The following is a 21,159-nucleotide window of genomic DNA, read 5'->3' as shown; positions in this document are numbered from 1 at the left end:
TTATGGCGACTATTCAATGGTTTCCTGGACACATGTCCAAAGCTAGAAGACAAGTACAAGAAAATTTGAAATTTGTGGATTTTGTGACGATTTTGGTAGATGCTCGTTTGCCCCTATCAAGCCAAAATCCCATGTTGACAAAAATTGTTGGTGAGAAGCCTAAATTGATGATTTTGAACAAGGTAGACCTGGCAGATCCTGTGGCAACAAAAGAATGGCAGGACTATTTTGAATCGCAAGGACTCAAAACCTTGGCGATCAACTCCAAAGAGCAATCGACGGTTAAGAAGGTCACAGATGCTGCTAAGAGCTTGATGGCAGATAAAATTGCTCGTCAAAAGGAACGTGGGATTCAGATTGAAACCCTTCGGACCATGATTATTGGGATTCCAAATGCTGGGAAGTCAACGCTGATGAACCGCTTAGCAGGGAAAAAGATCGCCGTCGTTGGGAATAAACCAGGGGTGACCAAGGGACAACAATGGTTGAAAACCAATAAGGACCTTGAAATCTTGGATACACCAGGGATTCTCTGGCCTAAGTTTGAGGATGAAGAAGTAGCCTTAAAACTGGCCTTAACAGGAGCCATCAAGGACCAGTTGCTTCCAATGGATGAAGTGACCATCTTTGGTCTTAACTATTTCAAAGACCATTATCCAGAAGTTTTGAAAGATCGCTATAAACAAATGAATCTGGAGCAAGAAGCGCCTGAAATCATTATGGAAATGACTCAAAAATTAGGCTTTCGAGACGATTACGACCGTTTTTACCAACTCTTTGTTAAGGATGTTCGTGATGGGAAATTGGGACGGTATACGCTGGATCGCGTAGGGGAAATTGATGGCAACGATTAAGGAAATTAAAGAAAAATTAGCTCTCATCCGCCAGTTAAACGATCCATTCTTTGCTGAATTGGAAAAGGACGGTCGATCTGGTGTTATCCAAGCGGTCGCAAAGCGAAAAAAAGAGATTCAAAAGACCCTAGATGAAGATCTTCGTTTAGAAAAAATGCTAGCCTATGAAAAAGAACTCAATGAGCAGGGAATCAACCTCATTGCTGGTATTGACGAAGTGGGACGTGGTCCGTTAGCCGGACCAGTTGTTGCGGCTGCCGTGATCTTGCCGAAAGCTTGTAAGATTCCCGGCCTCAACGATAGTAAGAAAATTCCAAAGTCCAAACATAAGAAAATCTATGAGGCTGTGCTCCAAGAAGCTATTGCGATCGGTATCGGCGTTAAGGACAATCAAGTGATTGACCAGGTCAATATCTATGAAGCGACGAAACTAGCCATGATGGAGGCCATTGGTCAATTAGATCCTCAACCACAGCATCTTTTGATCGACGCCATGAAATTGGATCTTGCAATTCCTCAGACCAGTATTATTAAAGGAGACGCCAATTCCTTATCCATCGCAGCAGCCTCCATCGTAGCAAAGGTGACTCGGGATCAGATGATGGAAGAGTTTGATCGAGTATATCCAGGCTATGATTTTGCGCAGAATGCTGGCTATGGGACGGCCAACCACCTTGCTGGTCTCCACAAGCTGGGAGTGACGCCTATCCATCGGCGTTCATTTGAACCTGTCGAATCAATATTTGAGGATTAAAAACTGTGTACCAGCATTGTTCTATCACTTCAAACAAAAAAGGTTCTAGAAATAGAGCTTTTTTTCATTTCTTTTACGAATAAATAAGTGAGAAAACAAAGAGGTGACTATGGAATCATTTGAAATTTATAAATTAAAAGCAGCAGGATTGACGAATGAACAGGTCTTGAGAATTTTAGCAATTTGTCAGGAAGGAGAACCTCTCCCTCCTCTAGAAGAAATGGCAAAAATTGCACGTTGCCGCAGTATTATTCGGTTTGTGGAACAATACCGGCAGCTTGATGAGGAGCATTTGCGAACGGAATTTGGACGTTTTCCCTCCCTGTCCATTTTTGATTCAAACTATCCAGAATCATTGATGCAGATCTACAATCCCCCTGTTTTACTCTTTTACCAAGGAAATCTGAATTTGTTAGCAGAACCGAAAATAGCAGTAGTAGGAGCCAGGGAGACGAGCAGGGAAGGAGTAAAATCAGTCGAAAAGATTATCCAGGAACTAGAAAATCAGCTGGTGGTGGTCAGTGGCCTTGCAAAAGGGATCGACGCAACCGCCCATTATGCCTGCATAAGAAATGGTGGCAAGACGATCGGGGTTATTGGGACAGGACTGGGTATTTTCTATCCTAAGAGCAATCAAAGATTACAGACACACATGAGCGAACACCATCTTGTCTTGAGCGAGTATGGACCAGGACAGGCCCCTTTGAAGTTCCATTTTCCAGAGAGAAATCGCATCATTGCAGGACTCTGTCAGGCTGTGATTGTGGCAGAGGCACGACTTCGTTCAGGAAGTTTAATTACTTGTGAGCGTGCCATGGAGGAAGGACGGGATGTCTTTGCTATTCCAGGAAATATTTTAGATGGAAAATCTGCAGGTTGCCATCACTTGATTCAAGAAGGCGCAAAGCTTGTCACATCGGGTCAGGACATTCTTGATGAATTGAAATACGAATTGTGATTTTCCTATAGGAGAAGTTCCTAGTTGACATCTTTCTCAAAATGTATTAAACTCAATGAGATTTATACATTACAGAGGGATAAAACGTGGTAACAAAAACGAAAAGGAAAAGTAGTACAACCAAGAAAAATTTGGTAATTGTGGAGTCTCCTGCAAAGGCCAAAACAATCGAGAAATACCTTGGGCGTAACTATAAAGTCATGGCCAGTGTGGGCCATATTCGGGACCTGAAAAAATCAACCATGTCGATTGACTTCGACAATAACTATGAACCGGAATATATCAATATTCGCGGAAAAGGTCCCTTGATCAATGATTTGAAAAAAGAAGCTAAAAAGGCCAAGCAAGTCTTTTTAGCAAGTGACCCGGACCGTGAAGGAGAAGCTATTTCATGGCACTTGGCTCATATTTTAAATTTGGATGCAGGTGAAAAGAACCGTGTGGTCTTTAACGAAATTACCAAGGATGCCGTTAAAAATGCCTTTAAAGAACCGCGTCAAATCGATATGGATTTGGTTGATGCCCAACAAGCACGTCGTGTCTTGGATCGGATTGTAGGATATTCTATCTCGCCTATTCTTTGGAAAAAGGTCAAAAAAGGACTTTCTGCAGGGCGCGTGCAATCTGTGGCTCTCAAATTAATCATTGATCGCGAAAATGAAATTAATGATTTTAAGCCGGAAGAATACTGGACCATCGATGGCGTCTTCAAAAAGGGGACCAAACAATTTCAAGCTAGCTTCTACGGGATCAATGGGAAGAAGATGAAGCTCAACACCAATGAAGAGGTCAAAGCTGTCCTTGAGCGCTTAGATGGCAAAGATTTTACAGTTGAAAAGGTGGAGAAGAAAGAGCGTCGTCGCAATGCACCCCTTCCTTATACCACCTCTTCTATGCAGATGGATGCAGCCAATAAGATTAACTTCCGTACACGCAAGACCATGATGGTTGCCCAGCAATTGTACGAAGGGATTAACATCGGCTCTGGCGTTCAAGGTTTGATTACTTATATGCGTACCGATTCCACACGGATCAGTCCGGTTGCGCAAAACGAGGCAGCTAACTTTATCGTGGATCGCTTCGGTGAGAAATATTCTAAGCATGGAAGTCGCGTGAAAAATGCTTCCGGTGCTCAAGATGCCCACGAAGCCATTCGTCCGTCTAGCGTCTTCAATACTCCTGAGAGCATTGCTAAATACTTGGACAAGGATCAATTGAAGCTCTATACCTTGATTTGGAATCGCTTTGTAGCTAGTCAAATGACAGCTGCTGTCTTTGATACGATGAATGTCCGTATAGGTCAAAATGGCGTACAATACACTGCGAATGGAAGCCAGGTGAAGTTTGATGGTTATTTGGCGATTTATAACGATTCAGATAAGAACAAGATGTTGCCGGATATGGTAGAAGGTGATATCGTTAAGCAGGTCAATAGCAAGCCTGAGCAACACTATACCCAACCACCTGCTCGATATTCTGAAGCAACCTTGATCAAGACTTTAGAAGAAAACGGAGTGGGGCGTCCATCTACCTATGCTCCGACGATTGAGACCATTCAAAAACGCTATTATGTGAAATTGGTAGCCAAACGATTTGAACCAACGGAATTAGGGGAGATCGTTAATAAACTGATTGTTGAATTCTTCCCAGATATTGTCAATGTGACCTTCACAGCTGAGATGGAAGGGAAACTCGATGATGTTGAACTCGGAAAGGAAGAGTGGCAAAAAGTCATTGACAGTTTCTATAAACCATTCTCTAAAGAAGTCGCAAAGGCTGAAGAAGAGATGGAAAAAATCCAAATCAAAGATGAACCAGCTGGTTTTGATTGTGAAGTCTGTGGCAGCCCGATGGTGATTAAATTAGGACGTTTTGGTAAGTTCTATGCTTGTAGTAATTTCCCAGATTGTCGTCATACTCAGGCCATTGTCAAAGAAATCGGGGTGGAGTGTCCAAACTGTCACCAGGGACAAATCATCGAGCGTAAAACCAAGCGCAACCGTATCTTCTACGGATGCAATCGCTATCCAGAGTGTGAATTTACCTCTTGGGATAAGCCAATTGGCCGTGACTGTCCAAAATGTGGTCATTACTTAGTTGAAAAGAAAGTCCGTGGCGGTGGCAAACAGGTCGTTTGTAGCAACGGTGACTACGAAGAAGAAAAAGTGAAATAATCTTTTAAATGATTCAATGTCTATTATAACGGCAATTTTTATAAATGTCTGTTAGAATAGACATTCATTAGACAGGAAGGAAAAGCCTCCCTGTCTTTTTTATGCCCTTTTTGGTATAATGGACCAAGTAGAAAATTAGAAAGATTTGTGGGTGTCTAACAGTCCAGTGGCTTGTTTTAATCTGGCCTTAGTTTTCACCCAAAGAGGTATTAGTGTCATGTCTCAATCTTATATCAATGTTATCGGTGCGGGTCTTGCTGGCTCAGAAGCAGCTTATCAGATTTCCCAACAGGGAATCCCGGTGAAGCTTTATGAAATGCGTGGGGTCAAATCCACTCCGCAACACAAAACAGACAATTTTGCGGAACTAGTGTGTTCCAACTCTCTTCGTGGGGATTCGTTAACCAATGCCGTTGGCCTTCTCAAAGAAGAAATGCGTCGTCTAGGTTCGGTCATCCTTGAAGCAGCAGAAGCAACTCGAGTTCCGGCTGGTGGAGCACTGGCAGTGGACCGGGAAGGCTTTGCTAATCGAGTGACAGAGAAGGTATCTCAACACCCGCTCATCGAAGTCATTCGCGATGAAATTACGGAATTACCAACAGACGCTATCACAGTGGTCGCAACGGGTCCTCTAACCAGCGATGCCTTGGCGGAAAAGATCCACGCGCTCAATGGTGGGGATGGCTTCTATTTCTACGATGCAGCGGCTCCGATCATCGATGTCAATACTGTCGATATGGACAAGGTTTATCTCAAATCACGCTATGACAAGGGAGAAGCAGCTTATCTCAACTGCCCAATGACCAAACAAGAGTTCATGGATTTCCATGAGGCCTTGGTCAATGCGGAAGAAGCCCCACTCAACTCTTTTGAAAAAGAAAAGTATTTCGAAGGCTGTATGCCCATTGAAGTCATGGCCAAACGAGGCATCAAAACCATGCTCTATGGTCCTATGAAGCCAGTCGGACTCGAATACCCAGATGATTATAAAGGCCCTCGTGATGGGGAGTTTAAGACCCCATACGCAGTCGTTCAGCTTCGCCAAGACAATGCAGCAGGAAGTCTCTACAATATCGTTGGTTTCCAAACGCATCTCAAATGGGGCGAACAAAAACGGGTCTTCCAAATGATTCCAGGTTTGGAAAATGCGGAGTTTGTGAGATATGGCGTCATGCACCGTAATTCTTACATGGACTCGCCAAATCTCCTCGAGCAAACTTACCGTTCGAAGAAACAATCTAACCTCTTCTTTGCAGGTCAAATGACTGGAGTGGAAGGCTATGTTGAATCCGCTGCCTCAGGTTTGGTAGCTGGGATCAATGCAGCTCGCCTCTTTAAAGGAGAAGAAGCAGCCATTTTCCCAGAAACAACAGCCATCGGAAGTCTGGCCCACTATATCACTCATGCCGATAGCAAGCATTTCCAACCGATGAATGTTAACTTTGGAATCATCAAGGAGCTGGAAGGGCAACGCATTCGGGATAAGAAAGAACGTTATGAGAAAATTGCCGAACGTTCGTTGACTGATTTGGCTGATTTTATGGAAAATCGCTAAAGAATGGAAAAAGTTTGGAGAAATCCAGACTTTTTCTTCTAAAAATGGTATAATAAGTAAAATTTAGAATATAGAGAGTTTTCTGACAATGAACAAATCCTATTTTTATTTAGATATGAAGACACACGAGTTGAAAGTGCCTTATACCGGAAAACTCCGTCGTGTTCGGGTTCTATTGCCCAAGAATTATGAAACAGATACCGATCGACGCTATCCTGTTGTCTATTTTCATGATGGCCAGAATGTTCTCTATAGCAAGGAAGCCTACGCAGGTCATTCCTGGAAGGTGATTCCAGCCATCAAGCGCAATCCTGATATTAGTCGTATGATTGTCGTTGCGATTGATAACGATGGTTTCCAACGGATGAACGAATACTCTGCCTGGAAGTACAAGGAATCCAATATTCCTGGCATGCAATTTGGTGGCAAGGGTGTCGAGTACGGAGAGTTTGTTATGGAAGTGGTCAAACCTTTTATCGATCAAGAATATCGTACCCTTTCAGACCGAGAGCATACAGCTATGATTGGCTCGTCTCTAGGAGGCAATATCACCCAATTTCTCGGCTTAGAATACCAAGATCAGATCGGTTGTCTGGGAGTCTTCTCATCGGCCAACTGGCTGCACCAAGAAGCCTTTGACCACTATATTAAGCGCAAAAAATTGTATAGCGATCAGCGCATTTACATTTATGTGGGTACAGAAGAAGCCGATGATACAGATAAGACCCTGATGGCAGGAAATATCAAGCAGGCCTATATCGATTCGTCTCTGCGCTATTACCATGATATTATCCAACAAGGGGTAGCTTTAGAAAATATTTCCATACGGATTCAATCAGGTGCAGTTCACCATGAATTGGCCTGGGCAGAGAATTTACCGGATTGTCTTCGATTTTTAGCTGAGAACTGGGATTAACCCTCTCTCGCACATCCTATCAGAGAAAGAAGGAAACTTATGAATATTGAACATTTAAGCCACTGGAGTGGCCAACTTAACCGCGAAATGTATCTAAACCGTTATGGACATGCAGGGATTCCTGTAGTGGTCTTTGCCTCCTCAGGTGGTAGTCACAACGAATACTATGACTTCGGCATGATTGATGCCTGTGCTCGCTTTATCGAAGAAGGACGCATTCAATTTTTTACCTTATCAAGTGTGGACAGCGAAAGCTGGCTGTGTGACTGGAAGAATCCTCATGATCGAGCAGAAATGCACCGAGCTTATGAAAGGTACGTTATCCAAGAAGCCATTCCTTTTATCAAGCACAAAACAGGTTGGTTTGATCCAATGATGACAACAGGTTGCTCAATGGGTGCCTACCATGCGCTTAATTTCTTCTTGCAGCATCCAGATGTTTTCAATAAAGTTGTTGCTTTGAGTGGTGTCTACGATGCCCGTTTCTTTGTTGGTGACTTTGGAGGAGATGAAGCGATCTACCAAAATTCTCCATCTGACTATATTTGGAATCAAAATGATGGTTGGTTTATTGACCGCTATCGTCAAGCAGAGATCGTCGTTTGTACCGGTTTAGGCGCTTGGGAGCAAGATGGTCTGCCATCCTACTATAAACTAAAGGAAGCTTTCGATCACAAAAACATTCCTGCCTGGTTCGCTGAATGGGGCTATGATGTAGCCCACGACTGGGAATGGTGGCGCAAGCAAATGCCTTACTTCCTCGATCAAATGAATCTTTAATGCCAAAAAGGAGTCAATTATGAACTATATTGTGATCTCACCTTATTACCCACAAAATTTCCAACAATTTACCATTGAACTTGCAAATAAAGGCATTACTGTCTTGGGTATCGGTCAAGAACCATACGAGCAATTAGATGAACCTTTGCGCATGAGTTTGACAGAATATTTCCGTGTTGAAAACTTGGAAAATCTGGATGAAGTCAAACGTGCAGTTGCCTTTCTCTTTTATAAACACGGTCCAATCGACCGCATTGAATCTCACAATGAATATTGGTTGGAATTGGATGCGGCACTTCGGGAGCAATTCAACGTCTTTGGGGCCAAACCAAAAGACTTGAAGAAAACAAAATTCAAATCTGAAATGAAGAAACTCTTCAAAAAAGCAGGAGTTCCAGTCGTTCCAGGAGCCGTGGTCAAAGCAGAAAAAGATATTGATAAAGCTGTGAAAAAAATTGGCTTGCCGTTGATCGCAAAACCTGACAATGGAGTAGGAGCAGCAGCGACCTTCAAAATTGAAACACCAGAAGATGTCGATCATTTCAAAGCTGAATGGGATGGCCATACCGTCTACTTCTTCGAAAAATTTGTCACTTCTAGCGAGATTTGTACCTTTGATGGTTTGATTGATCACGATGGCAATATTGTCTTTTCAACAACCTTTGATTATGCCTACACACCGCTTGACTTGCTTCTGTACAAGATGGACAATTCTTACTATGTCCTAAAAGATATGGATCCAAAACTACGCCAATACGGTGAATCCATCGTCAAGACTTTTGGCATGAAGGAACGTTTCTTCCATATTGAGTTCTTCCGTGAAGGCGATGACTATATTGCGATCGAGTACAATAACCGTCCAGCAGGTGGCTTTACCATTGATGTGTATAACTACGCGCATTCAATTGACCTATACAAGGGGTATGCGGATGTTGTAGCTGGTGATCCATTCCCAGCCTCAAACTTCGAGCCTCTCTATTGCTTGGCAACATCCCGTCGTGCCAACGCCGCCTATCAACTTTCTGAAGAAGAAGTCTTGGCCAAATACAAAGACCAATTCCGCGTGAAGAAGAATATGCCCGCAGCCTTTGCTGAATTGCAAGGAGACTACCTCTATATGTTAACGACCCCAAGTCGCGAAGAATTGGAACAAATGATTCACGATTTCGGTCAACGAAAACAATAAGCTCGTTTAAATATTTCTTATAAAATGAACGTAAAAAAGTGAAAGACAGTCGATTCTTTCACTTTTTTTAATACTCAATTTGTAAAATTTAGCTAGACAGAAAAAGCCATCTATGTCAGGCTTAGATAAACACCACATTTGACTAAAAGGAACTAACATAAATGACCTATACTCATCTTACCGCAAATGAGCTTGTAATAATAGAGGTTTACTATTAAGAGAAAATAAAAGTTATAGATATTGTGATTTCACTTGGCAGTTCAAGTACACTATCTGTAACGGAAAGATTGTTTTCAAAAATTAAACGAAAGCCGCTCTATTATTTAGATATTTAGAGATAGTATGTGAAAATAATTAAAAAATTGGAAAGTTAATCTTTAGTTATCAAATTTTATTGACTAAAAGACTAGAAAGATAAGATATACAAAATTGTGTTGCTTTGTGTAAAATACTTGACTCGTTATACATAATAAGAGTATAATGCTCCATAATAGCATGTTTCAAAAAGGAGTTATGTTCTATGATGAAAATTCCAGTAGAAAAACTTGGTCTATTTGAACAGTTAGATCGTATAGTAGTGGCTTTTTTTAGCAAGCAACAATCTTCCAGTCCATATGATTTGAATATCAGTATTACACAAGAACACCTTGACCGGAAAAAGCAGGAGCTAGAACCATTAGGTTATCAAGCTGTCCAACTACCATTAGGAATGGCTTTAGATAATGTCATCCAACAACCATATTATACAAACTTAGTCATTGGTGGACTTGCTCCCGACGAAATTATAGTCAGCAAAGAAGAATTAATACCTTTGAAAGATATCGTAGATAGTTTTTGTATTATGTACGCTGCAGCAAATAACAGACTGGAAAATAGTAAGGCTTATGAATTAATGAAAGATAAGATGGTTTATTTTATTGGTAAACTGTTTACAGATATTCCAAAAGCCGGTGATGAAATTGCTTATTTAGGAATTGATCGAATAGCGAGCGATGGCACGCCATATGAAGCAGTTAAATGCTTTTTAACGAAAGAGAGTGCTGAGAAGTACAATGGTGAAAAAAGACCGGTCACCCCTGCAAACTTGGCCTATCTAAAATCATTCTGGGGAAAACCAGTTATTATTGAGCCCCACCGGAATTATTGGATCGAATTTTTATAGAAAGAATAAAAGAGCGTAAAATTCTATCAAAGATTTACGCTCTTTTTCTAACACTATAAATATTACATAATTTACCTTATGTAAACTCACAAGCTATCCAAAGCATTCTTTTGCTCATCATTAACGATATGGGTATACAAGTCTGTAACTTGTGTGCTGGCATGTCCCAGCTGGTGGCTGACTAAAACCTGTGATTTGGTCGCATCATAGAGACGCGTTGCTAATGTATGGCGAAGCTTGTGAGGGGTCACACGGACTTTAAAATCTTCAGAATACTTGGCGACCATCTTTTCAACACTAGAAGCATCGATCCGGTTTGGAACCCCTCGATACAAGGTTAAGAATAGGGCTGTATCGGTCTTTTCTGTCTTGTAACGTTTGTCTCGAATAGCAAGATATTGCTCCAGATAAGGCTTAGCAAAGGCAGCAACATTAACCGAGTCTCGTTTTCCACCTTTTCGAGTGACATCGATCACCATCATTTTGAGATTGAGGTCACGTAGATCGAGGTTAACCGCCTCTGAGAGACGAACACCTGAGGCAAGAAGAAGTGCAATAATGGCTAAATCTCGCTCTTTATTCTTATTAAAGGAAGATAAGGCGCGATTTGAGAGGGTTTGCGGGTACTCCTGATCGATATAATTCAGGAAACCTTCTGTTTCGTCCCCTAAAAAGAGTTTTTGTTTGATATTTTCAGCTCGGGCCGCCAAGGTTTCTTTCTTTTTCTTGGTCGCAACCTTCTTCATGACGTTACGGTAGAAATAAGGTTCCCCTTGCTCGTTTTCAACTTCCTCGGTCAAATACTTATAGAGACTAGAGATAGCTGATAAGGTACGGTTAATGGTCGTTTGAGAAACCCCGTTTTTCGTCGTATTAGCATTGAGCAGAGGACGTTCACGTAAGTAAAGAATAAAGGACTCCATGTCTTTCTTGGTCATGTGTTCCAGAACATCTAAAGGGATCTCGGCCATGGTGTCAGCATCCGATATACCAGATTTCAAAACCCAGGTGAAAAATCGATCATATTCCTTTAAGTATTCGTATAAGGTCGTAAAACTATATGGAACGGCCAGTTTTGATTGGTAATATTCTAAGACGTACCAAGGCATGACTTGTTTGAGTTTATCGATACGTTCTAATAAGATCTCGCGTTTCATGTTTTTCTCCAAATCTTTCTATACTAGTAGTATAGCATAGCAAGATATATTTTTCAAGAAAATTATAGTTTTTCGGAAAGATGATATAGAGAATATTATGAACCTAATAAGGCGCATGGTGTATATTGTAACCAAAAAATTTTTTACAAAATTCTCATAATCTAGTTTTGTTTATGTGAAGTTTTCCTTGCTATTCATTTTTCTCAAACTCTTCATCTATTTGCAAGGTTATTTAAATCTAGGAGATGTTTCTTGTTATCTGATATCTCTTTAAAACCAAAAATCATTTCTAGTCGATTTAGTTAGGTTGGCAAGATATTTTAACTTCTATGAATGATTTTCTTTGTCAGTTCCTTCATTCTGAGGTCGTTGTTCAATACTACAGTATAAATGAATAAAAAAGATTACATAAGTTAAATTATGTAATCTTCTATAGATTTAAAAATAAACTTAATTGTTTTACCAATTCTGGATTGGTTGGCAATGCGGAATGATGGGCCTTACGACCAGTTAAATAAACTTCAGTATAGCAATTTTCGTTAAAAATCTTCTTTCCAGCCTGGGCGCTCTTTAGCGGTACGATCCCATCTGTTTTTCCTGCAAAATCACCTACGAAATTGAGAACTTGTACTTCTTTACCAATCCGATGTTTCCACTTTTGAAAATCTTCGTACATGTCTTGATTAAATAGATAAGGACTCCCGATAATAGCAAGTTTTGTTAGCTTGAGCCTTTTCTTCTCCAAAAATCCACTTTCCAGAAATCCGGTCAATACCAAACCGCCATTTGAGTGCCCAACAGCCTGAAAGTCGGTAAAATAATAGTGATCTAACAGATGCTGAAAGGCTGTTTTTAGTGATTCAATTTGCTGTTTGATGTTGGGATATCCATCTCGATTGTTTTCAAAGCCAATCACAATCATCGGATTGCGGTCCTTGCTGTTCAGTCTGCCTTCCATCTGGATGGAATTATCTTGATTAACCCTAATTTTTAGGAGACTCTGCTTTTTTCTAGAATAGCGATGGAGCATGCGGATGGTTCCATTGAAACGCTGGATACTAGCTGAACTACCAGGTACAAAGATGATTGGTCTAATGGGAGGTTTCTTCGATCCTTTAGGAAATTCAAAGGGCTTGCTGTGCGAAGAAAAGAGTCTTCCAAAGAAACGAATGAGTTGTTGAAATAGTTTTTTTAACATTTTTCCTCTAGTGGTATTTTCTAAAAGAACCTAGAACGGTGTGTTCCAGGCTCTTATTAGATAGAATTATTTCCGTTTTTTCTTATTTTTGCGCATTTGTTTGGCCATCTTGTTCATCGCCCGTTTCATCATGAATTCGCCGGCTTTTCCTTTGAGACCACCACCGAACATTTGGCTCATATCTGGCATCCCAGCGCCTCCGCCAAGAGCTGATAAGTCAGACATCCCGCCTTGTCCCATCATCATGCCTTCAAGGGCAGACATATCAGGCATGCCACCAGGCATATTCTTCGGTAGATTATTTGGATTAAGCCCCATTTGTTTCATCATCTTGTTCATATCGCCAGAGAGGACACCTTGCATCATCTGTTTGGCTTGGTTAAAGTCCTTGATGAATTTGTTGACTTCGACAAAGCTATTTCCTGATCCAGCAGCAATCCTACGACGACGGCTAGGGTTCAAGAGATCTGGATTCTCCCGTTCAGCTGGTGTCATGGATGATACGATGGCGCGTTTGCGAGCAATTTCTCGTTCATCGACCTTGAGGTTCTTCATGGCAGGGTTATTAGCCATACCTGGAAGCATCTTGAGCAAGTCTTCCATTGGTCCCATGTTTTGAACTTGGTCTAACTGATCGATAAAATCGTTGAAATCGAAGGTATTTTCCCGCATCTTTTCAGCGAGTTCAAGAGAGCGTTTCTCATCGTATTCTTGAGAAGCCTTCTCGATCAGTGTCAACATATCCCCCATACCGAGGATCCGACCAGACATGCGGTCTGGGTGGAAGGTTTCGATATCGGTGATTTTTTCACCAGTACCAGTGAATTTGATTGGCTTCCCAGTAATCTGACGGACAGAAAGGGCTGCACCACCACGGGTATCCCCATCAATCTTGGTCAAGATCACCCCGGTCACTTCGAGTTGTTCGTTAAACTCACGCGCCACATTGGCCGCTTCTTGACCGATCATAGCATCGACGACCAAAAGGATTTCATTTGGCTCAGCAAGGGCTTTGACATCCCGCAACTCGCCCATGAGTTTTTCATCGATTTGCAGACGACCGGCCGTATCGATCAAGACATAGTCATTGTGGTTGGCTCTTGCCTGCTCCAAACCTTGACGAACGATCTCTACTGCAGGGACTTCTGTACCTAGTGAGAAGACAGGGACATTGATCTGTTGACCAAGCGTCTTCAACTGGTCAATGGCTGCTGGACGATAGATATCGGCCGCAATCATCAAAGGACTTGCATTTTCTTCCTTGACCAATTTGTTAGCCAATTTCCCAGCAAAGGTTGTTTTACCAGCCCCTTGAAGACCGACCATCATGATAATGGTTGGAATTTTTGGAGATTTGATAATGTCTGCTGTTTCAGAACCCAAAATGGCTGTCAATTCTTCATCGACAATCTTCACGATTTGTTGGGCAGGATTGAGGGTTTCGATTATCTCATGACCTACAGCCCGCTCGCGGACGCGTTTGATAAAGTCTTTTACAACTGGAAGGGCAACGTCGGCCTCTAAGAGGGCTAGACGAATCTCTTTGGTCGCCTCTTGGACATCCGCTTCAGAGATTTTCCCTTTCTTACGAAGATTTTTAAAGACGTTCTGTAAACGTTCGGTTAAACTTTCAAATGCCATATTTTTCTCCTATTTATTCAATTCAGTGGAAATCGTCCGAAATGTTCCAAACATTCTAGTTCTTCGGGTGTGACTTCTTTCATGATTTCATTTGGATATCCCCAACAGCTAAAACCTATTTGCATAGCTTTGGAGATATCATTGGGCGAGATAATTTGTAGTCGAGTAGGAAATACTCCCTCTGCGACTAATAGTTTGCAAGGTATTCCTTGATAAATGACGAGACTGCCCATAATCACTCCCGATTGTCAATGCTTGATAAAATTTCAACCTGCTCTTGTAGAAAAGTATCTTCCGGATAGCGTTCTAAAATCTGATCAAAAATCTGACTACGAACAATGTAATCGGAATACATATGGAGTTTCATTTCGTAGTCCTCCAAAATCTTTTCTGTACGTTTAATATTGTCATAGACCGCCTGACGGCTCACTCCAAACTCTTCTGCAATCTCAGCCAAGCTGTAGTCATCAGCGTAATAAAGCTCGATGTAGTTCATTTGCTTGTCCGTCAAGAGCGCTGCGTAAAACTCAAAGAGCGCATTCATTCGGTTGGTTTTCTCAATTTCCATACCTTTCATTATATCAAAAAAGCCCGCTAAAGACTAGCGGGACTCGATGCTTTTTGAGCTTGAAATAAGAGGATTGATCATTAGAGTTTTAGTGCTACCATATTGACTGTCATCCCTGCTGCAGTTCCCATCAAGAAGATGGTATCTCCCTCCTTCGCATAGCCGTGATCAAGCGCATAGGCTAAACCGAAAGGCACGGCTACCGAAACCATATTGCCATAATCGCTGACAATATTGAGATATTTATCTTTGCCAACGCCCAATTTGTCCATGACGAGTGGCAAGGCGCGACTTGCTTGGTGAGGAATAATATAGTCTACAGAATCTTTAGAAATGCCTGATTTTGCCTGGAATTCTTGGAACATTTCTGGGATAACACGAGCAGAAAGTAAGAGGATTTTCTTCCCTTTCATGTCAAACATGAAATCAGTCTTGGTTGCTTCAGAGTACAATTTCGGATGATAAGCTGTCAAACCACCACGAATTTCGGTATCATGGGCTCCTTCAGACCAGGTACGTTGCATACTGGCAATGATTCCTTTATCTTCGCTTGTCGCTTCAAAAATAAAAGCTGCGGCTCCATCGCTAAACAATTCAAAGCTTTCTTTTTGTTTAGGATTAAGGCCAAGACTTCCTACTTCACTGGATACAATGAGAACCCGTTGGTATTCGCCACCTTCAATCAGATAGGAAATGGTGCTTAAGGCTGATACAAAACTAGTACAGGTGGTATTGATATCCATGGCTGGAATCGTTAGTCCCTTAGCCACGCGCTCATGGATCAAAGCAGCCGTACAAGGAATAGGCTGAACGCCAACCGCACTAGCCGAAACCAGGCAGTCGATATCTGTCATTTCAAGCCCTGCATGTTTTAAAGCAGTTTCAATCGCACGCGATGCTAGATCAATCTGTGTTTCTTCTCCTTCTTTTACCCGGTAACGAGTCTGGTCTTTGAAGGTCACTGTATGAGCTGGAAGCGCTGTTCCATAGCCTTTGATTTGCAGATGTCTTTTTACAGTAGTCATAGGATTCTCCTTTTATTGAAGTCGTTGAACACGTTTTAATTTACGTGTTGGGTCCCATTGGTAATCGATAAATTGAATACTTGGGAGGATGAATTGTTTTTGTTGAGCTAAGAGTTCAAATTGGGCAAAGATCGCTTTCTCAATAAAGTCGGAACGATGACTCAAGGCGATGGTAATACATCCATCTGCCAGCTGAGTCACTTGATAGTCCTGAATATTTTCAACGAATAAAATGCACCGGCGAATAAAATCTGGATAGATGGTTTGGCTGTTTCCATCAACTTTTTTGAAATAGAAGATATCGTCCGATCGTCCTTCGATTTTCGCGATTCGAGTAAAAACGGATCCACAAGGACAGGGAGACTTTTCTTCTACTAAAATATCATTGAGTCGGTAGCGATAGATGGGTTGACTCGTTCGTTTGAAATCTGTAATCATCGGATAAAATCGGTGATCATCTAGATACTCTTTTTCGATATACAATATATCTTCATTGAGGTGAAGATGACCTTCTGAACAAGTACAAGCTAAAAACCCTTCTGTCGCTTGGTAGACCTGATCAACCTTATCTAGTTGAAAGGCTTTAGCGATTGTCTGAGCATCTCTATCCTCTAGGATCTCCGCGACAGAGACAACCTTGACAGGGTGAAGAGCAAGGTGCTGATTAGTGACATAGTTAGCTAACTCAATCAAGGTGGAAGCAGGCGCCACTACAATGGTTGGCTGATAGTTTTTGAGACGCTCTAAATGCTCCTTACTATCCTTGAAGATATCAAAATATTCCAAGCGGATCAGGCCTGAATTAATGGTTTGATAGAGTTCATTGTCCGCTCGTAAGAAAAAAGCAATGCGATGACCAAACAGGTTTCCTTTTGGCAGCATCTTCGCTAAGATGGCTGCAGCCCACATACTTCTTTCTTTTTCTGTGGTGACAAAAACCCCTCGGTGACCGGAGGTTCCAGAAGACAAACCTACTGCTACTTCTCCATTCATCTCGGTAAAATCTCGTGTTTGTTCTCCACGTATGGCCATCTCTAATGCCTGATCTCGATCCATCCCCAAGGTATTGAGTTCATTGAAATGCGTCATCATGAAATTCTTATCCATCGTCCCAAAAGATTCAGGAGAATGGCTTTGAAAATAGGGAGAGTGAGAAGTGATAAAAGCATGGTAGCGTGCCAATTGCATATCTTGGTAACGATTCAAGGCCTCTTTTGAACGGAATCGATGGCACCATCTGGTTTCAATAAAGGTTTTCAGAAAGACTGTTTTTTTCATTTAAAATCCTTTCAATCCGATCTTGCGGGTCGTGGCTGACCACAACTTGAATGCCCTCTTGTAATAGTGTTTCCAGCAAATCAGCTCCTTTTAAATAAGCCTTCTTATCATCCTGAACCAAGGAAGGAATGAGACGCATTTGCCGTGTGTAAGGCAAGAGCTCTACTCCCCAGCATAGATCTGCACCTATATAGAGTTTCAACTCATCCATATACAGACACGCCTGCCCTCTCGCATGCCCATCGATAGATGATACGAGAATACTCCCATCACCAAATAGGTCCGCAGTCGGGCGGTAAGGGAAAGCTGGATGCCTTTGATCTGCTTTGAGACAAGTCACCCGATCTTTGAAATCAGCTGGCAGAAACTCTTTAAAAATCAGATCTTTGAATTTCGGCTTCTGGTACACTTCATAGACTTCCTGAGTTACAAAGAAAAGAGCATTTGGAAAAAGTGCTGCTCCGCCGAGATGATCCGGGTGCAAATGCGAAAGAATGACATAGGAAATGGCTGCTGGATCAATGCCACTCTCTTGCAATAAATAATCGATCTGGTCTTCTTTTTTCATCTGCATAGGCGTTGCTAGACGGTACCAGAAATACCGTGCTTTTTTCTTAATCTCATAATGATAGCCAGTATCGTACAAAATATAGCCTTTTTCACGATGATGAATCAAAAAGACACCTGCTGGAAATTGCATTTTTTCATTCGGAATCCCTTTGAATAATAGTCCAGAATGACTGCTACAAAAACCTGCTGGAAAATAATCAATGTGCTCGATCATGTTGGACATACTTATCAATCCCTTCTTCAATGGTTATTTTTGGATAGTAGCCAAGTTCTATTTGGGCCTTCTGAATATCGAGAGTTTGGCTATAGCGAAGGAGATAATAGGTATAGCGAGTCAAGGGGGGTTCAGCTTTCAGATGAAATAATCGATAGACTCCTTCAAGGCTGTAGGCCACACCTGCTACTAGACCTGCTGGAATCTTCTGATAGCGAATGGGTTCTCCTAATCCTTTTAGTGTGGTTTCAATCAAATACTTAAAGGTCTTTGGTTCTCCATTTGTTATATTATAAACCTGTCCTTGTGCTTCTTTTGCTTCCAGAGCCAAACGAATGGCTAGGGCGACATTTTCCACACAGGTCATATCCATGAGCTGCTCTCCTCCTCGAATCAACGGAATCCCAATTTTTCTACTGAGGCGTAAGACACGAGGTAAAATACTGGTATCCCCTACTCCAAATAGTCCTCTTGGACGCAAGATGATACTTGGCACATCTGGATAGTCAGGAAATAGTTTTTCAGAAGCCAATTTACTTCGGATATAATTGTTGAGGTGATTTTCTGTTGGAGCATCGCTTTCCTTGATGTTTAATTGGTCTTTTCCAGCCGCGTAAATACTGGGAGAAGAGACGTAAACCAAGCGTTGTACCGCAAATTCGCGACACAAGGTAAGAACATATTGGGTGCCGATGACATTTGCCTGATAGAAATCTTTCCAGGGTCCCCAAGCCGTGGATAAGGCTCCTGCATGAACAACAGCATCAATGTCCTGAAAGGCTTGTCTTAGTTCGTCAATAGAGCTCAAATCCCCTTTTACAAATTGGACACGCTCGCTTTCTAGAGCCTTGCCAACTTTTTCGTTTCGGCCAAAGGCTACAATGGAATAGTCGTGATCCAATAATTCCTCAATCACATATTTTCCAAGGAAACCAGTCGCACCTGTTACAAGAATTTTCATAGTTTTCCATCCGTTCCACGTCTTAATAATCGTTGAATTTCAAACTCTAAGGTATCCAACGGTTTGTAGGTTTTTGATAGTTTGTTTAGTCTTTCTAACTTTTCCCAAGATTCTTTTTCTAACAGGGCGTTAAAACCTGCTTGAATCTCTTCGGTGCGATTGCGATGAGCTTGAAAGGCAATCCCGGCTTCTACTCCTCGAATGGCATAGTCAAATTGATCATAGTCATGTGGCAAGATCAAGGCCGGTTTTTTAAATTCGATACACTGATAAAAGATTCCAGCTCCTCCATGGTGAATGACATAGTCCATCTGCGGAATGTATTCCTTATATGGCAGATAAGAGACGACCGTCACATTTGGTGCTACTTCTTCTTCAGAAAAGTCTTTTGCCCCATCTCCCAAGGTGACAAAAAAGTGACATTCTGGATGGTCTTTGGCCAACTGCTTGGTTTGCTCTAGCAAGTTTTCCTTCGCCCAAGGCAGCTGGGTTCCACAAGTCACGAGGATCTTCTTTTTGTTCTCATACGGACTGAGGTCCAAAGGGTAGTCTTCTGCTTTTTCAAGAGAAGTTCCTAATGGACCCAGCCACGCATATTGATGAGGGAAATGTGTTTTCAACTCTAGCTCCATCATGCCAATTCCAAAGATGGCATAAGGAGAGTAGATGGTCTCCACTCCATTTTGATTATACAACTTGAAATTGTAACGTTTTAAGCGTTTGCGTAAGAGGAAAGCCACGCAGTATTTCCCAATACGCGTGAGTTTTCTACATAGGGCTTGGATCTTTTCTTCCTTCTTGGTTCGTGCAATTCCCATCCCTCCAAAAAAGCAAGGAGGACCATAGGGAGTTTCGATTGCAAATTGAGTTGCCATGGTCGTAATCCAAGGGATTTCCAACTCTTCTGCTACAAAACCAGCTGATAAAGTGATAAAATCAGCAATTACAATGTCTGGGCGGTTGACGCGCCATTCTTCTAACAATTGATCCGAGACATGATTGATCAAATCAAGACTCTCGGACAATTGACGATAAGCTGAAAATAGATTGAGTTTCTTATCGTTATTCGCCGCACGTTCAAACTCCTCTACTTTGTCCTCAAGAATCGGAACCACTGTGAACCCAAGACTTTCTGCAACAGCCTTTTTCTGAGGTCCCGTGAAAACCCGGATCTCCATCGAAGGATCATCCAATAAAGGTTTGACGAGATTTAAAGTCGGGTACAGGTGCCCACTCAGGGGAACAGCTACCACATCGATTTTAATTTTTTTCATTTTTTCCTGCCTTATATCTCTTTTTTTAGGCCTAATCTGGGCCTCTTATCTATATATTCGTAAAAAAAATCAAAAATTGAAGAAAAAATAAAATTTTTTTAAAAACTTTTAATTTTGGCTTTACTATCACTATTTAGAAAGAATGATTCCTAACGAAAAAAACTCCCAAATGCCAGTGGAATCCACTTTAGCATTTGAAAGTTTTTTAGTTTTACGAATTGCAAACTTAGTTATTTTCCAAATAAAATTCGAACCGCTCGCCTACATACTGGCTTTTCACATATTCAAAGGCTGTACCATCTTCAAAATAGGAAACCTGGGTTAGCCCTAAAATCGCCTGACCTTTTGAAACCTGTAAATAGTCCGCAATCTTATCTTTGGCCAATCGAGCATAAATCGTCTGGTGCGATTTTCCGATCTTATAACCATGACGCTCCAAGGTTTGGAAGAAATGGCTGGTCACCTCTTCGCGATTGAAATTCTTAATAAATTTCTCCGGAATAGAGGCCACTTCATAAACGACAGGAATCCCATCAGCATACCGAACGCGCTCCATCCGAATAATGGTTTCGGTCTTATCAATACCCAATTTGTCTACTTCTTGCAGGCTAGGAATGGTTTTACGGTATGAAATTACTTGACTAGACGGTTCTCTGCCTTGCGATTTCATGATTTCGGTGAAACTGGTTGTCCCACGCATTTTTTCCCGGACGCGCGTGCTGGTGATAAAGGTGCCACTTCCCACTCGTCTTTCAAGAACCCCCTCTTCGACTAGAAGGGTGATGGCTTGACGAAGGGTCATTCGACTGACCTGAAATTGCTCTGCTAGGTCGCGTTCACTAGGAAGACGCTCCCCGATTTTCCATATTTTTTGATCAATCTCAGACTTAATCTGATCATGAATTTGAATGTAAGCTGGAATCATTGTACTGCT

General features: G+C 41.7%; 20 protein-coding genes. 9 read left to right on the top strand and 11 right to left on the bottom strand.

The genetic code is table 11. From position 1 onward, the window contains the following. The first annotated feature begins 2 nt into the window (after positions 1 to 2). From ylqF to JX304_RS00720, 9 genes are all read left to right on the top strand, one after another. The gene (gene ylqF / locus JX304_RS00760; protein ID WP_205010826.1) at positions 3 to 854 is read left to right on the top strand and encodes a ribosome biogenesis GTPase YlqF; all 852 of its coding nucleotides are present in this window, start codon (positions 3 to 5) and stop codon (positions 852 to 854) included. Further along, entirely contained in the window at positions 841 to 1,608 is a 768-nt protein-coding gene (locus JX304_RS00755; protein ID WP_205010825.1) for a ribonuclease HII, read from the top strand. Before ylqF ends, JX304_RS00755 begins: the two co-directional genes overlap by 14 nt. Before the next feature lie 109 nt (positions 1,609 to 1,717). Continuing rightward, positions 1,718 to 2,566 carry a DNA-processing protein DprA gene (dprA, locus tag JX304_RS00750; RefSeq protein ID WP_205010824.1) on the top strand — a complete coding sequence of 283 codons (849 nt, stop codon included), beginning with the start codon at positions 1,718 to 1,720 and terminating at the stop codon, positions 2,564 to 2,566. An 86-nt stretch (positions 2,567 to 2,652) separates the two neighbouring features. Next, positions 2,653 to 4,740 carry a type I DNA topoisomerase gene (topA, locus tag JX304_RS00745; protein ID WP_205010823.1) on the top strand — a complete coding sequence of 696 codons (2,088 nt, stop codon included), beginning with the start codon at positions 2,653 to 2,655 and terminating at the stop codon, positions 4,738 to 4,740. 217 nt (positions 4,741 to 4,957) lie between these two features. Then, positions 4,958 to 6,295 (top strand): methylenetetrahydrofolate--tRNA-(uracil(54)-C(5))-methyltransferase (FADH(2)-oxidizing) TrmFO, encoded by a 1,338-nt coding sequence (trmFO, locus tag JX304_RS00740; RefSeq protein ID WP_205010822.1) that lies wholly within the window; start codon positions 4,958 to 4,960, stop codon positions 6,293 to 6,295. An 88-nt stretch (positions 6,296 to 6,383) separates the two neighbouring features. Further along, positions 6,384 to 7,211, top strand: coding sequence for an alpha/beta hydrolase (locus tag JX304_RS00735; RefSeq protein ID WP_187540945.1), 828 nt, complete (start codon positions 6,384 to 6,386; stop codon positions 7,209 to 7,211). Between the two features lie 39 nt (positions 7,212 to 7,250). Beyond that, entirely contained in the window at positions 7,251 to 7,991 is a 741-nt protein-coding gene (locus JX304_RS00730; protein ID WP_200773312.1) for an esterase family protein, read from the top strand. Positions 7,992 to 8,010: 19 nt separating this feature from the next. After that, positions 8,011 to 9,177, top strand: a complete 1,167-nt coding sequence (locus JX304_RS00725) for an ATP-grasp domain-containing protein (RefSeq protein ID WP_205010821.1) — start codon at positions 8,011 to 8,013, stop codon at positions 9,175 to 9,177. 520 nt (positions 9,178 to 9,697) lie between these two features. After that, positions 9,698 to 10,339, top strand: a complete 642-nt coding sequence (locus JX304_RS00720) for a hypothetical protein (RefSeq protein WP_205010820.1) — start codon at positions 9,698 to 9,700, stop codon at positions 10,337 to 10,339. A gap of 86 nt (positions 10,340 to 10,425) precedes the next feature. On the opposite strand, the gene xerS is transcribed toward JX304_RS00720, so the two are convergent. From xerS to JX304_RS00670, 11 genes are all read right to left on the bottom strand, one after another. Next, on the bottom strand, positions 10,426 to 11,496 hold the full coding sequence (xerS, locus tag JX304_RS00715; RefSeq protein WP_205010819.1) for a tyrosine recombinase XerS: 1,071 nt from the start codon (positions 11,494 to 11,496) through the stop codon (positions 10,426 to 10,428). A 430-nt stretch (positions 11,497 to 11,926) separates the two neighbouring features. Continuing rightward, positions 11,927 to 12,694, bottom strand: coding sequence for an alpha/beta hydrolase (locus JX304_RS00710; RefSeq protein ID WP_205010818.1), 768 nt, complete (start codon positions 12,692 to 12,694; stop codon positions 11,927 to 11,929). 66 nt (positions 12,695 to 12,760) lie between these two features. Next, entirely contained in the window at positions 12,761 to 14,335 is a 1,575-nt protein-coding gene (gene ffh, locus JX304_RS00705) for a signal recognition particle protein (RefSeq protein ID WP_205010817.1), read from the bottom strand. 17 nt (positions 14,336 to 14,352) lie between these two features. After that, positions 14,353 to 14,568: a 2-oxoglutarate:acceptor oxidoreductase gene (locus JX304_RS10725; RefSeq protein WP_239649386.1), complete on the bottom strand. Its 216-nt coding sequence runs from the start codon at positions 14,566 to 14,568 to the stop codon at positions 14,353 to 14,355. A gap of 2 nt (positions 14,569 to 14,570) precedes the next feature. Then, positions 14,571 to 14,903 (bottom strand): putative DNA-binding protein, encoded by a 333-nt coding sequence (locus JX304_RS00700; RefSeq protein ID WP_003001435.1) that lies wholly within the window; start codon positions 14,901 to 14,903, stop codon positions 14,571 to 14,573. Between the two features lie 80 nt (positions 14,904 to 14,983). Further along, positions 14,984 to 15,928 carry a 3-oxoacyl-[acyl-carrier-protein] synthase III C-terminal domain-containing protein gene (locus JX304_RS00695; RefSeq protein WP_205010816.1) on the bottom strand — a complete coding sequence of 315 codons (945 nt, stop codon included), beginning with the start codon at positions 15,926 to 15,928 and terminating at the stop codon, positions 14,984 to 14,986. Positions 15,929 to 15,940: 12 nt separating this feature from the next. After that, complete coding sequence (locus JX304_RS00690) at positions 15,941 to 17,206, bottom strand: F390 synthetase-related protein (protein ID WP_205010815.1); 1,266 nt, start codon at positions 17,204 to 17,206, stop codon at positions 15,941 to 15,943. Further along, entirely contained in the window at positions 17,172 to 17,999 is an 828-nt protein-coding gene (locus JX304_RS00685) for an MBL fold metallo-hydrolase (protein ID WP_205010814.1), read from the bottom strand. The genes JX304_RS00690 and JX304_RS00685 overlap by 35 nt, the downstream gene beginning before the upstream one ends. Further along, a complete protein-coding gene (locus JX304_RS00680; protein ID WP_205010813.1) occupies positions 17,974 to 18,951 on the bottom strand; it encodes an NAD-dependent epimerase/dehydratase family protein in 978 nt (325 codons plus the stop codon). The genes JX304_RS00685 and JX304_RS00680 overlap by 26 nt, the downstream gene beginning before the upstream one ends. Next, positions 18,948 to 20,225, bottom strand: a complete 1,278-nt coding sequence (locus tag JX304_RS00675; RefSeq protein ID WP_205010812.1) for a glycosyltransferase — start codon at positions 20,223 to 20,225, stop codon at positions 18,948 to 18,950. Before JX304_RS00675 ends, JX304_RS00680 begins: the two co-directional genes overlap by 4 nt. A gap of 226 nt (positions 20,226 to 20,451) precedes the next feature. Next, positions 20,452 to 21,150 (bottom strand): GntR family transcriptional regulator, encoded by a 699-nt coding sequence (locus tag JX304_RS00670; protein WP_187540931.1) that lies wholly within the window; start codon positions 21,148 to 21,150, stop codon positions 20,452 to 20,454. Positions 21,151 to 21,159: the final 9 nt, after the last annotated feature.

Source organism: Streptococcus parasanguinis (assembly GCF_901875555.1).
GTDB classification, from domain to species: Bacteria; Bacillota; Bacilli; order Lactobacillales; family Streptococcaceae; genus Streptococcus; species Streptococcus parasanguinis_H.
This window is presented reverse-complemented; position numbering and strand designations above follow the sequence as displayed.

Excerpts from the sequence above, each read along its gene's own strand:
- JX304_RS00680 (WP_205010813.1), bottom strand. The coding sequence starts at position 18,951 with ATGAAAATTCTTGTAACAGGTGCGACTGGTTTCCTTGGAAAATATGTG.
- JX304_RS10725 (WP_239649386.1), bottom strand. The coding sequence starts at position 14,568 with ATGGGCAGTCTCGTCATTTATCAAGGAATACCTTGCAAACTATTAGTC.
- trmFO (WP_205010822.1), top strand. The coding sequence starts at position 4,958 with ATGTCTCAATCTTATATCAATGTTATCGGTGCGGGTCTTGCTGGCTCA.
- JX304_RS00730 (WP_200773312.1), top strand. The coding sequence starts at position 7,251 with ATGAATATTGAACATTTAAGCCACTGGAGTGGCCAACTTAACCGCGAA.
- JX304_RS00675 (WP_205010812.1), bottom strand. The coding sequence starts at position 20,225 with ATGAAAAAAATTAAAATCGATGTGGTAGCTGTTCCCCTGAGTGGGCAC.
- xerS (WP_205010819.1), bottom strand. The coding sequence starts at position 11,496 with ATGAAACGCGAGATCTTATTAGAACGTATCGATAAACTCAAACAAGTC.
- JX304_RS00695 (WP_205010816.1), bottom strand. The coding sequence starts at position 15,928 with ATGACTACTGTAAAAAGACATCTGCAAATCAAAGGCTATGGAACAGCG.
- JX304_RS00710 (WP_205010818.1), bottom strand. The coding sequence starts at position 12,694 with ATGTTAAAAAAACTATTTCAACAACTCATTCGTTTCTTTGGAAGACTC.
- JX304_RS00670 (WP_187540931.1), bottom strand. The coding sequence starts at position 21,150 with ATGATTCCAGCTTACATTCAAATTCATGATCAGATTAAGTCTGAGATT.
- dprA (WP_205010824.1), top strand. The coding sequence starts at position 1,718 with ATGGAATCATTTGAAATTTATAAATTAAAAGCAGCAGGATTGACGAAT.
- JX304_RS00690 (WP_205010815.1), bottom strand. The coding sequence starts at position 17,206 with ATGAAAAAAACAGTCTTTCTGAAAACCTTTATTGAAACCAGATGGTGC.
- ffh (WP_205010817.1), bottom strand. The coding sequence starts at position 14,335 with ATGGCATTTGAAAGTTTAACCGAACGTTTACAGAACGTCTTTAAAAAT.
- ylqF (WP_205010826.1), top strand. The coding sequence starts at position 3 with ATGGCGACTATTCAATGGTTTCCTGGACACATGTCCAAAGCTAGAAGA.
- JX304_RS00735 (WP_187540945.1), top strand. The coding sequence starts at position 6,384 with ATGAACAAATCCTATTTTTATTTAGATATGAAGACACACGAGTTGAAA.
- JX304_RS00685 (WP_205010814.1), bottom strand. The coding sequence starts at position 17,999 with ATGTCCAACATGATCGAGCACATTGATTATTTTCCAGCAGGTTTTTGT.
- JX304_RS00720 (WP_205010820.1), top strand. The coding sequence starts at position 9,698 with ATGATGAAAATTCCAGTAGAAAAACTTGGTCTATTTGAACAGTTAGAT.
- JX304_RS00755 (WP_205010825.1), top strand. The coding sequence starts at position 841 with ATGGCAACGATTAAGGAAATTAAAGAAAAATTAGCTCTCATCCGCCAG.
- JX304_RS00700 (WP_003001435.1), bottom strand. The coding sequence starts at position 14,903 with ATGGAAATTGAGAAAACCAACCGAATGAATGCGCTCTTTGAGTTTTAC.
- JX304_RS00725 (WP_205010821.1), top strand. The coding sequence starts at position 8,011 with ATGAACTATATTGTGATCTCACCTTATTACCCACAAAATTTCCAACAA.